This is a genomic window from Prevotella sp. AM23-5, assembly GCF_003473645.1.
Lineage (GTDB): Bacteria > Bacteroidota > Bacteroidia > Bacteroidales > Bacteroidaceae > Prevotella > Prevotella copri_A.
Map to the genome: position 1 here is coordinate 132,027 of NZ_QUCG01000001.1, position 12,660 is coordinate 144,686.

General features: G+C 51.3%; 9 protein-coding genes. 3 read left to right on the plus strand and 6 right to left on the minus strand.

Going from position 1 to position 12,660, the window contains the following annotated elements; all coding sequences use genetic code 11:
- Positions 1-16: 16 nt before the first annotated feature.
- The 6 genes from DW657_RS00580 to DW657_RS00605 form a co-directional block, all read right to left on the minus strand.
- Complete coding sequence (locus DW657_RS00580) at positions 17-2,569, minus strand: DUF5686 and carboxypeptidase-like regulatory domain-containing protein (protein ID WP_199658276.1); 2,553 nt, start codon at positions 2,567-2,569, stop codon at positions 17-19.
- Positions 2,570-2,687: 118 nt separating this feature from the next.
- Positions 2,688-3,542, minus strand: coding sequence for an HAD family hydrolase (locus DW657_RS00585; protein ID WP_118311009.1), 855 nt, complete (start codon positions 3,540-3,542; stop codon positions 2,688-2,690).
- The gene (locus DW657_RS00590) at positions 3,542-4,600 is read right to left on the minus strand and encodes a lysylphosphatidylglycerol synthase transmembrane domain-containing protein (protein ID WP_118311010.1); all 1,059 of its coding nucleotides are present in this window, start codon (positions 4,598-4,600) and stop codon (positions 3,542-3,544) included. The genes DW657_RS00585 and DW657_RS00590 overlap by 1 nt, the downstream gene beginning before the upstream one ends.
- A 19-nt stretch (positions 4,601-4,619) precedes the next feature.
- A complete protein-coding gene (locus DW657_RS00595; RefSeq protein ID WP_118311011.1) occupies positions 4,620-5,534 on the minus strand; it encodes a CDP-alcohol phosphatidyltransferase family protein in 915 nt (304 codons plus the stop codon).
- Between the two features lie 111 nt (positions 5,535-5,645).
- Complete coding sequence (locus DW657_RS00600; RefSeq protein WP_118311012.1) at positions 5,646-7,280, minus strand: NTP transferase domain-containing protein; 1,635 nt, start codon at positions 7,278-7,280, stop codon at positions 5,646-5,648.
- Between the two features lie 35 nt (positions 7,281-7,315).
- A complete protein-coding gene (locus DW657_RS00605) occupies positions 7,316-8,467 on the minus strand; it encodes an N-acetyltransferase (protein WP_118311013.1) in 1,152 nt (383 codons plus the stop codon).
- Between the two features lie 192 nt (positions 8,468-8,659).
- Between DW657_RS00605 and DW657_RS00610 the strand changes: the two genes are divergently transcribed.
- The 3 genes from DW657_RS00610 (at position 8,660) to DW657_RS00620 (ending at position 12,603) form a co-directional block, all read left to right on the plus strand.
- Entirely contained in the window at positions 8,660-10,006 is a 1,347-nt protein-coding gene (locus DW657_RS00610; RefSeq protein WP_118311014.1) for an MATE family efflux transporter, read from the plus strand.
- Positions 10,007-10,094: 88 nt separating this feature from the next.
- Positions 10,095-11,036: a serine O-acetyltransferase gene (locus DW657_RS00615; RefSeq protein ID WP_118311040.1), complete on the plus strand. Its 942-nt coding sequence runs from the start codon at positions 10,095-10,097 to the stop codon at positions 11,034-11,036.
- Positions 11,020-12,603 carry a class I SAM-dependent RNA methyltransferase gene (locus tag DW657_RS00620; protein WP_118311015.1) on the plus strand — a complete coding sequence of 528 codons (1,584 nt, stop codon included), beginning with the start codon at positions 11,020-11,022 and terminating at the stop codon, positions 12,601-12,603. The genes DW657_RS00615 and DW657_RS00620 overlap by 17 nt, the downstream gene beginning before the upstream one ends.
- Positions 12,604-12,660: the final 57 nt, after the last annotated feature.

Genomic DNA, 12,660 nt, shown 5'->3' on the forward strand with positions numbered 1-12,660 from the left:
CCCTGTTTTATCTTTCCTAGAATGACATGAGGAATCCCATTCGGATGCCCCACTTATCTACATTGGCATGATTCAGGTAGTTGATACGGCGCACATAATCGATTCCGAAGAACTTGAAGATGTTGTGCACACCGGCTACCACCTCCCAATATGGCGTGTTGCCAAAGGTGTAGGAGTTGTTAGGGAACTTGAAGATCACGTCATCCGATGTATTCTTCACCGGATTGTTCTTGTCGGTGAGCTGTCCCCATACTCCCTTCACGGCTACATACTCGCGCCACTTCAGTTTCTTGATGAGCGGAATGCGGTTGAGAAGCTTGCCGTTCATATCCCAGGCTACCGACCAGAAGAGCTGGCGGTCGCTCAGGAACTCCCAGTCTTTCATCATACTGATGGTTGCCTCCTGCTCGAAGATGGAGAGGTTGACTGGTGGCTGGACGAGCATGGTGAATGGAACCTTGTTCCACTGCATCTTGCCCACGATGTTGAAGTCCACATATCCGAAGCTGCCCAGCCACTGGCGCTTGTAGATGCCCAGCGTGGTGAGGTTGCTCTGATACTGACCGCCCATGAATCCGTCAAGACCCATGGAATGGCGGAGGGTGAGCTCAGGACTGTCGAGATTGATAGGCAATCGCTGCTGCTTGGTGTTGACATAGGTAACACCCGGGTTGTAGTCGATGCCCACAGATGCCTCGGTGGTGCGTATCTTCTTTACTTCCTCGCCCGTGTTCACCTTGAAATAATGCAGGTTGCCCACGGTGCGGTTGCTCTGCCATCTCATTCCCGCATCGAAGCGGAGTCCCCAGTCGGTCTCATAGACGAAGCTGAACTTCTGTCGCTGGTAGAGATACATCTGGTCCTGCGTAGCGGCACGGATGGTCATGAAGAAGTTATCCTTGTTGTGCAGCAGGTTGTCATCGGATGGAGAGGTGATATCGTGACCAATCTCGAAGACGAACTTGCGCATCGGGAACTCGAACGGACTGTTCTTTTTCTTGTTGAGCGAATAGGTGAAGAGATGACCGTAGTACCAGTTGTGGCTCTTCGTACCGTAGGCACCATATCCATCCCAGAAGAAATGAGGGTTGAGTGCCGCCATGGTGCGGGCTGCCAGACGCAGGCGCACGCCATCCACGTAGTTGTTGGAGAGGAAGGTGTTGATAGGTCCGAGGTCGAAGAGGCTCTTTCTGCCATCCTTTCCTCCGCTTCCTATCTCTACATAGTTCTCCATGAGCGCCTTGACGCCGAAGATGATGTACTTGAATCCCTTGGAATTCTCCATACGGTGGATGAAACTGTCCATCGAAGACTCACTCTTGGTGAGATCCACCTGTCGGTACTTGTTCCAGTAAGCCTCATCACGGTTCATCGCATCCATATCATGCCTTACCTTCGCCTTGCCCTTGAAGAGAATCTTCGGCAAAGGGTCGAAAGCGTAATCGGTGATTCGGGTGTTTCGCACCACCAGCAGGTCCTGCAGCAGCTTGTTCATGTGCATCTCTGCTATCATATCATCCTTGGTGAGCACCCACTCGCCATTGTCGAGCTTGGTATATTCCTGCTCAATCTTCATGTCTTTCACCCAGTTGACGGCAGAGTTGTGAGGCATATAGAGATTACATTTCTTGACGTGCAGGGTACTGTCGGCAAGCACATAGAGCTCGCCTCGGAATCCGAAGTCCTGACTGTTGGCTGGGATAAACTGCAGATGATAGCAGAGGTCGCGGTTCACATACACCGTATCTTCTATATAATAATGATAGAAGCTGATGGCTGTTCTGCCCAGCGGAGATGGGAACGGATACTGGAGCAGTCGCACATAGTCATCATAGATATCCACATCGGTAAAGACATCCTTGATGGCTGTATTCAGGATTTCTCCGGTCTGGATCACCTGTCCGATACCATTGCTCTGCTGCCCCTTGATGATATCCTTTTCGCTCTTCGGGTCCTTGCGGTAAACGTGCTGCGAAACGGTCTCATCGATACTTACCGGCAGGGTGAGCTTGCCGTTGTAAGGCGAAAGCTCTACCTGGTCGAGGAGATACTGTCGCTTGCTGAAGAACTTGCCCTCCATCTGTTCCTTGGTGATATCATTGAGTGCGAGGGTAATCTTCTGATATTTATCATACTGATAATAATCATAGTTGCTGAGGTCGCTCTTCTTCTTGGCAGCGATGACACGTCGCATGAGTTCCACGGCAGGGTTATCCTTGCGCTTGTATCTTCCCTTCTTCGATTTCACCACGACTTCTCCCAGCTTGTGGGAATCATCCTTGAGCTTGATCTCGAGGAAGCTGGTTTTCTCATCTACCTTGACCGTAGCGGTCTTGTAGCTCAGAGCGCTGACGGTAAGCATCAGTCCCGGCTTCTTTTCGATGGTAAACTTACCTTCTCCATCACTGGAAACGGCAATCTTGTGTCCCTTGTACTGCACACTTGCATACGATACGGCAAAGCCGTCATCGTCGATGACACGACCTGTTATCTTCTGCTGCGCCATCATCTGGAGTGTAGAAACCACCAGGAGGACGAGCACCAAATACAATTTTCTTATACCTTTCATTACCTTATTATATATATAGGGGCCTTGCGCCCATTATTAATCATTCTCTACTTTCAGGCTGCAAAGTTATAACATTATTCGTAAATAGCTGCAAAAACCTATTATATATTTCAGTTTTTTATGAGATTTTCAGAAATTCCTCCATCTCAGAGAGTTTCTTGATGATGCCATCGGGGATGGATTCATCCACCTTCTTCTCTTCCCACTGCAATCCCTTGATCCATAGGGTGTGGCACCCCAGCTTGTGGGCGGGGATGATATCCTTGCCATAGGTATCGCCCACTACCAGCACCTGAGAGGCTGGAAGATCGAGGGCGCAGACTCCGAGGGCGAAGATGGCTGGGTTCGGCTTGCGCACACCCACTACTGCCGATTCTATCACGTCCTCGAAATAGCCATCAATTCCTGCATCCTTCAATACCTGATTGATGTTGCCGTAGAAATTGGAAACCAGCACCATCGGATAACCCTTCTGCTTCAGATGCTCCAACACCAGCTTGTTCTCTTTCAGAAGGGCAAGGGTCTTGGCATTGATATAGCGAGCCATATCCTCTGCAATCTGATGAATTTCTGAATCTGAAAGGGAGAGGAAAAGGCTTTCTGATGAAGCATCAGAATCTTTTCCGGGATTCCCAAGCTTCGCCTGTTTCTCAGAATCATCCTTTCCTGTCTCCAGCAATTCCTTTCCTGCCAGGAAATTCAATTCCAGGATCAGTTTTTCTCTGAGAATATCCTCGAAATGGAAATCGGGAGTCACGATGGGATTCACAGCCAGTGCTCGCTCACCATACACGTAGGCATCGCGAAACGCCTGCTTGTGGATACTTACTCCTGGCTCAACTTCCTCGTCATCAGCCACACCGATGCCGAAGTGCTCGTAGCCCTGCCACAGCACTTCCGACCAGTGGTCGCCCCTGGTATCGAGCGTGCCACCATAATCAAAGATGATTCCTTTTATATCCAGTACTTTCATTATTTTCCTTTATTAATTGTTTGCTGCTGGCTCTTCTGATCAGCCTCGTATTCTTCCTGAATCTTCTTCAGGTCCTTGTTTCCCACCTTGATGAGCAGAATGCCGATGGCTATCCATACTAGCTCACGGATTCGGGTGATGAGACCGGTATATACACCCAGGGCACCCGTAAGATGCAGGCCATCCACCGCCAAGGCAAGACCACCCTCACGGGCTCCCAACTGCATAGGAGAGAAGAAGATGAGATTGCTGAAAAGCGATGAGAAGGCAAGAATCAGAATGCTGTCGGCGATGCTAATATCCGCCGCAAAAGCCTTCAGGATAAGATAAATCTCCAGGCTCTGGAGCACTCTCGCCATCACCTCGAAGAAGAGGGAACTGTAGAAAGTGCTCTTGTGCTGACCATGCAACAGGGCTATCTGCGAATCTATCTGCTCCAGGGTCTCCTGCTTCTCCTGCTCAAACCGCTTAGCCCAGCTCTTCACGAAAGGAATATGGGTGAGCAGACGGATGCCCTTCTGCGCCATTCCCGTCTTGTAACCGCGGGCGAAGAAGTAGATGCCGAGCAGGCAGAAGGCTGCGATGAAGCCCAGCATGATGCCCATAGGGACACCTATCGGATACAGGGCGATATAGAGAAATACCGACAGGAACCAGAACCAGAAATGGGAGAAGATGTGCATCATCACATAGAGAATGACCGATGATGTAGCCTTGCTCACACCCGTAAAAGGCTTCAGCTCCATAATGCGGTAAGGTTCGCCGCCCATCAATCCGCAGGGAGTGGTGTAGTTCAAGGCAAATCCGCTCACGGTGAGCTTATATACTCGCCAGAACGAGAGTCCCTTCACCCTACCCTCGTCGTTGATGATGAGCCACCAGGAAACGGTGTTCACCCAATAAACCACGAGCCACAGACCGAGAATCAGCGGGAAATAGATGCCCGCCTGCTTCAGATAGCGCCAGATATCGGTATAGTCCATATCCATCGTGCAGAGCATGATGATGATGGCGATGATACCGAACGCCATGAATATATTTCTGAACTTGTTATTCATAAATGAACTTGTTATTCGTTTATACCTCGTACTCTCCCTTCAGAAGCTTCTGGTTGAGCTTCAGACAAAGACGCTCGTGGGTTCCTCTCATATAGAAGAAAATCAGGCTGAACACGGTAATCTCGATAGCCGGATAAAGCCATGGAAGACCTATCAGGATAGAGATGAACAGCGTGATGCTGCGCCAGTTGAAGGTAAGGATATTGGCATATTTCATCAGTGGAAGACTACCCGCACGGAAGTCGGCACGCAACTGCTCAGGCAACTGTTGCGGATATCTTTCGCGCAGATTTCTCTTGAATATCTGGAAGATAGGAGTATCCCGCTCCTGTCCCAAGGTATAGTTCTTGTAGAAGAACTGGAAGAGTTTCTGCACTGGCTCCTTCTTCCATTTCATCTGCTTCCACAGCTCTACCTGCTTGCTGGCATCGTCCAGTTCGCTACCCTCCTTGCCTTTCAGGAAGAAGAGGTGAATCTGACGGTAGTAGTCGGCAAGACGGCTCTGAATGGCATGGCATCCGAAACCGGCAACAATGCAGAGTGCCCAGATTTTCCAGCCCCACTCCGGCATCAGACGGAAGGAGATGGCGAAGTAGATGCTGACAAACCAGAAGTCGCCAGCAGCACCATCCAGGATTCTGCCCAGGGCACTCTTCTGATTGGTGAGTCGTGCCAGCTGACCGTCGCAACTGTCATATACGTTTGCCCAAATGAGCAAGAAGATGCCCAAGATGTTGATTGCCAAATCGTCGAAATAGAAGCAGATGCCCGCTCCTACGCCGAGGAAAATGGAAAGAATGGTCACCACGTTTGGGGTGACGTGAAGCATGCGGAAGAATCGCGCCCACTGGTAGCCAATAGGACGATAGAAATAAATATCAATGTGCTCCTCGGTATCCGCTGATTTCAGAGAAGCCTTAAATTCCTGATTCATCTTTTTTTTAAAAATTATTGTTTATTTTAAAGCTTTTGCCCTTTCAGGGCGCCAGACTATTATCTATCTATAAACCCAGGGTGTTACCCTGGGCTAGGAGCTTCTGCCCTTTCAGGGCGTGCAAACCATTTTTGTTGCTATATAGAACGCAGCCTCATCACGGCATGGCGCAAAGCTAGGCCAGTCGTTGAAGTCGATGATGCGGATGCTGCCATCCTCGCTGACCACACAGTCGCCGCCATATACCGGCACATTCAGCATGTCGGCAGCCTTGTCAGCCTCAGCCTTCAGCGCCTCGGCATCGAAGGCGATGCCCTGAGCCTCACCATTGATCACCTCCAGTCCGAACTTGGAGCGATGACCGCATTTCGATGGATAGAACCAATAGAAGAAATCGGTACCCGATACGCCGTAGAACTTGATGAGGTCGCCCTTCAGATGCTCATTCACCACCACCGACGTGATGCCACGCAGCCAGAATTCCTTCAGCAACGCCTCAGCCTCCTGCTCGTTCTGCACATAGCAGGTATCCTCCTTCTGCTGCGCACAGCCGTCGCCACGCTTCAGCCAGCAAGGATAGTGGATATCCTTCACCATCTCTCCGTTTCTGCCGATGATGCGGCTCTCGGGAGTAGCGATCCCTCCGGCGATGAAACGCTCGGTCATGATGCGGCGGATGCAGCGGTTTACACCCAGACTGGAGTTCACCACCAATACGCCTTCCTCCTCTATTCTGCCGAGAATATCGAGTGCCTGCTTGCTGCGTGCCATCGAGAAGAAGCCATCCACGCCCACTGTCACACGGCAGCGAGGCCATCCGTAGGCTCTCTCCAACACAGTTGCCTTGCGGCAGAATTCCTTCTCGCACATCAGCATCACCTTCGCACCGAGTGCCTCCAGCTGCTGTTTTACGGCATTCATGATGGCTGCATCGTTATCCACGCAATTAGGCGAGAACTCGTTACCGCGGCATACACCCACCAGGGTCTTACCCTCCAGCGGATGGATGAAAGCCTCGGCCTTCGCAATATCCTCCTTGTGATCTACATCGAGAATCTTGTTGATAGGATAAGCCTCCAGCTTCAATCCCTCTACCACCAGCTGGCGCTGGAAGTTGCGCATACGGCTCATACCTTGCTCCATGCAGTGGTCGAGCACATCGAGCGCCTTGTCGCCCAGACAGTAGATGCCACCCGAAATCAGATGGTCATCTCCCTCCTGCTTGTCATGGAAGCCCGTAATTCGGGGTTTCTTGTGCGAGCCCTGCTTGTCGAGCAGACTGGCACCCTCGGCATCCTCCTGCTTCTCCACGCCTACCCACAACGGTTTTTCATCATCCACGTATGGGGTGACAGCCATGCAGCCGTCAATATCCTTTGCCTCCTGGAAGTGGCGGATATACTTCTTGAACTCCTCCTCACGGAAGATGGTATCCACGGTGGTAAGGCAGAAGCGCTCGCCACGGAGATATGGCGAGAGGGCATGCAGACTGTGCATGGAACTAGGAGTGGTCTTCACCACCAGGCGCAGAGGCACCGGCAGCTTCATCTGCTCCAGATGTTCACGCACCGCCGTGCTCCATTCGTTGACAATCACTACGATTTCGGTAGCACCGCAATCTACGAAGATGCGTAGAAGGCGCTCTATCATCGGTTCGCCGCATACCGGCACCAGGGGTTTAGGCTGTTCCACGCCTTCCTGTGCCAATCGGCTTCCCTCGCCTGCGGCTATAACTGCAAATCTCATTCTATTTCTAATTATTTTTATTTTTCTTCAAATTCCTATAACTTTCTTCTGTAGCAGCGGCGGCGACGGTGCTGCACGCTTTCCAGATACTGCCACTGGCTCTGCACTCCCTTGTTGCTCTCCATCTGCGGCATTGCCTCCGCCCATTTGAAGCCGTAGCGGTGGTACTGCTCGATGAGGTCGGCGAAGATGAGAGCATTGGCACCCTTGCTGCGGTATTCCGGAAGCACGCCGATGAGCACCAGATCCACGGTATCGGTGGCATGGCACTTCATCACCCGCAGAAGTCGCAGCCATCCCCATGGGAAGAGCTTGCCGTTGCGGTTCTTCTGCAGCGCCTCGGTCATGGATGGGAAGGATACGCCGAAACCGATCAGGCGGTTGTTGTCGTTGCCATCTACCACACCGGTGATGAGGTTCATATCCGCCATCTTGATATACGAATCCACATACCCGTCGATCTGTCGGTCGGTGAGTTGCTGGAAATCGTAGAGATCCTTGTAGGTTTCGTTGACGATGCGGAAGACTTCCCTGCCCATACCGCCCTGAACCAGTTCGTGCTTGGTAAACTTATGCACATGCAGATTGTAGCGGCTCTCGATGAGCTGGGCTGTCTTGGCGAATTTCGGAGGAGTTACCTCAGGCACCTTGATGCGGTACTCCAGCCAGTCGTTGTCCTTCTGGAAGAGCTCCAGAGCATCCATGTGCTTGGGATAATAAGGGTAATTGTAGTTGACGTACATGGTGGATTTCTCGTGGAATCCTTCGATGAGCATTCCCTCGCGGTCCATATCGGTAAAGCCAAGTGGCCCTACCAATTCTTCCATGCCACGCTCTCTGCCCCACCGGGCTGCGGCATCCAGCAGCATACAGGAAACCTCGAGATTATCGATGAAGTCGAACCATCCGAAGCGCACCTGCTTCTTGTTCCACTGGTCGTTGGCACAATGGTTGATGATGGCGGCAATGCGGCCTACCACCTTCGGGATGCTGTAATCGATAGCCAGGAAATATTGCGCTTCGCAGAAGTCGAAGGCAGGATTCTTGCCTTTGCTCAATGTATTCCACTCGTCAAAACGCAAGTAAGGAACGGCATATTTGCTACCTTCATAAAGGTCGTAATAGAACTGTATGAAAGTTCTCAATCCTTTCTTGGTAGTAACGGGTATGATTCTAATATCACTCATTGATCTGATTTTTTTCTAAAACTTTTTGCTCTGATTTTTCTTTTTATAATAATGTATCATCAGAAAAACGGTGCAAAAGTACGAGTTTTTTCCGAGATGGCAAACGAAATCATTGTTTTTTTTCCTGCCGAGCGTTAAAATCATCGAATATTTCCCCCTTTCGGAAATAAAGCAGTAACTTTGCAGGCTGATATGAAGAAATCAAGAGATAATTATACATTCCTGACCCATGCACCGGTGCATCGGGTGATTTTTACGATGGCGATTCCTACCATTATCAGCATGTTATCGACGAGTATGTACAACCTCGCCGACACCTACTTCGTGGGCAGCATCAATACCCAGAGCGTGGCAGCGGTAGGCGTTTCCTTCGCCATGATGTCAGTAATCCAGGCCGTTGGTTTCCTCTATGGTCATGGCTCCGGCAACTATATTTCCCGAATGCTGGGAGCCAAGGAGGTGGAGAAGGCGAAGAAGATGGCATCCACGGGCTTCGTGCTGAGTTTCCTGACGGGATTTCTCATCGCCATTCTTGGACAACTTTTCCTTACACCACTGTGCATTCTTCTGGGTTCCACCCCCACCATCCAGCCCTACGCCGAGCGCTATCTCGGCATCATCCTGCTGGGTGCTCCCTTCATGACAACCTCTCTGACCCTCAACAACCAGATGCGCTTCCAGGGCAATGCGATGTATGCAATGAAGGGAATCATGTCGGGAGTGCTCCTCAATCTCATCCTTGCCCCACTGCTCATCCTTTATTTTGCCATGGGCATCACGGGTGCCGCCATCGCCACCCTCATCAGCCAGTGCTTCGGCTGCGCCATGCTCTTCTGGATGACGCACAAGGGAGAAAACATCCGCATCCATCTTCGCAACTTCACTCCATCCAGGGCCTACTTCAAGGAGATTATCTTTGGCGGCACACCTTCCTTATCAAGACAGGGCTTGGGAAGCATCGCCACACTGATGCTGAACGTGGCTGCCGGAGCCTACGGAGATGCAGCCATTGCGGGTATGAGTATCGTGACGAGAATCTCGTTCTTCACCTATGCCGTGGTCATCGGACTGGGTCAGGGGTTCCAGCCGCTCTGCGGTTTCTGTTATGGAGCCAAGTTGTACGAGCGTGTGAAGGAGGCTTTCTTTTTCTGCATCAAATGCGGCACGGTATTTCTGGCGGTTTGTGCCGTTTTCGGCTTCCTTTTCTCCGAACCTATCATTGAACTCTTCCGTGATGATGCCAGCGTGGTAGCAGTGGGTTCTGTTGCCCTGAAGTGGCAGGTAATCAGCTTTCCTCTGATTGCTACCATCGTGCTGACGAATATGTTGACTCAGACCATCCGCAAGCCTGTACGTGCGAATATCGTGGCAGCAGCACGTAGCGGTTTGTTCTTCATTCCGCTCATTTTCATCCTCCCTCATTTCTTCGGATTACTGGGCGTGGAGATGTGTCAGGCGTGGGCAGATATCTGCTCCTTCCTCGTGGCGGTACCGATAGCCTGGAGTGCATTCAGGGATATGAAATTTCAGAAACGCTAAAAAAATCACAAAAAACAAGAACGAATTCTTTGCAGTTCAAGAAATTAATCGTATCTTTGCAGTCGAATTTTATTGATACATGAAGAAAATGAGTAAAGATACACTAACTCATCAGCTGACAGAGACTATCGACGAGCTTTCAAGCGCCGAATCGCTGAAGGGTCTCTTCCATCAGCATAGAGACGGGAATCCACTTCCTTCGGGCAAGGCGCTCGAAGACATCATAAATCTGTCTCGTTCCATCCTCTTTCCGGGATATTTCGGAAACTCATCCGTGAATATCTCTACCATCAAATACCATATCGGAGTAAGAGTTGAGAAACTCTACGAGATGCTCGCAGAACAGATTCTCGCCGGACTCTGCTTCGCCAACGACTGCGAATCGGAAACCCAGGCAGAACTGCAGCACCAGCGTGCCAAGGCAGGTGTCATCGCCGCCAAAGCCATCATGGAATTTCCCAAGCTCCGCAAGATTCTCGCCACCGACGTAGAGGCAGCCTACAACGGTGACCCAGCAGCGATGAGCCACGGAGAAATCATCTCCTGCTATCCCGTGATCAAGGCTATCACCAACTATCGTATCGCTCATGTTCTGCACAAGCTCGGCGTGCCACTCATCCCAAGAATGATGACGGAGCTGGCACACTCGGAGACGGGTATCGATATCAATCCGGAGGCTACCATCGGCCACCACTTCACCATCGACCATGGCACGGGTGTGGTTATCGGTGCCACCTGCATCATCGGCAACAACGTGAAGCTCTACCAGGGTGTTACCCTCGGAGCCAAGAGTTTCCCACTGGATAAGGACGGCAATCCTATCAAGGGAATCCCTCGCCACCCTATCCTGGAAGACGATGTCATCGTGTATGCCAACGCCACCATCCTGGGCAGAATCACCATCGGAGAAGGCTGCATCGTGGGCGCCAACGTATGGGTGACCAAGGATATGAAGCCGAAAACAAAGAAATATAGAAAAGAAAAACAAAGTTTATTAGATATAGAATTCAATAATGGAACAGGAATTTGAACTCATTGCCAAGACCTTTATGGGTCTGGAGCCAGTCTTGGCTGAGGAGCTCACCCAACTGGGTGCTAACAATGTACAAATAGGTCGCCGCATGGTATCTTTCACTGGCGACAAGGAAATGATGTATCGTGCTAACTTCCAGTTACACACAGCCATCCGCATCTTGAAACCTATCAAGCACTTCAAGGCTCGTTCTGCCGAAGAGGTGTACGACGAGGTTCAGAAGATCAAGTGGGATGACATCTTAGACGTGAAGAAGACTTTCTCGGTAGATTCAGTAGTCTATTCTGAGGAGTTCCGCAACTCACGCTTCGTGACTTACAAGGTAAAGGATGCCATCGTGGACTGGTTCCGCGAGAAGCAGGGCACACGTCCTAACATCAGCGTGTCTAACCCAGACATCCGCCTCAACATCCATATCGCAGAGGATAACGCTACCCTGAGTCTCGACTCAAGCGGTGAGAGTCTGCACCGCCGCGGCTACCGTCAGGAGCAGGTAGAGGCACCTCTGAACGAGGTACTCGCTGCAGGTATGATCCTGATGACCGGCTGGAAGGGCGAATGCGACTTCATCGACCCAATGTGCGGTTCGGGAACCATCGCCATCGAGGCTGCCCTCATCGCCCGCAACATCTCTCCAGGTGTATTCCGCAAGGAGTTTGCCTTCGAGAAGTGGAACGATTTCGACCAGGATCTCTTCGATATGATCTATAACGACGACTCTCAGGAGCGCGAGTTCGAGCACCACATCTACGGATATGATGTAGATATGAAGGCGGTGAACACTGCCAACCTCAACGTGCGTGCAGCCGGTCTGAGCAAGGATATCACCATCGCCCAGCAGGATTTCAAGGACTTCACACAGCCTGCCGAGAAGAGCATCATCGTGATGAACCCTCCATACGGCGAGCGCATCTCTACCCCTAACCTGCTGAACACCTACAAGATGATCGGCGAGCGATTCAAGCGTGCCTTCGCAGGCAACGAGGCTTGGGTACTGAGCTACCGCGAGGAGTGCTTCGAGCAGATTGGACTGAAGCCATCTATCAAGATTCCGGTATATAACGGAAGTCTGGAGTGCGAGTTCCGCAAGTATGTGATGTTCGACGGCAAGATGAAGGAGTTCCGCTCTGAGGGCGGTATCGTGAAGACTGAGCGCGAGAAGAGCGAGATGGCGCAGAAGCACCGTTTCAAGAAGGAGCGCGAGTTCAAGAAGCGTGTGAGCGAGGAGACTGAGAACGAGGAGGCAGATATCCGCAGCTTCCAGTTCCACAGCCATCGCCTGGAGGACTTCGAGAAGCGCCGCAATGATATTCGCCGTGGCGGACGTCCACGTGTGGGTGCTGCCGGAAGACGCGACGATGATGATGACCGCAAGGGCGGCCGCAGTTTCGGAGGCAAGCGCGGAGGCGACCGTAACGACCGTAACAACAAGCGCGGTGGTTTCAAGGGAGACCGTAATGACAAGCGCGGTGGTTTCAAGGGAGACCGCAGAGGTGGCAAGAACTTCGGAGGAAAGCGTGGCAGCAAGCCTAGCTTCGACACCGACTTTGATGACGAGGATTAAGATTTTCTAGCAATGCGGTGAAACGCCGTATTGCTAAGAATTCTAGCAATGCTGCGA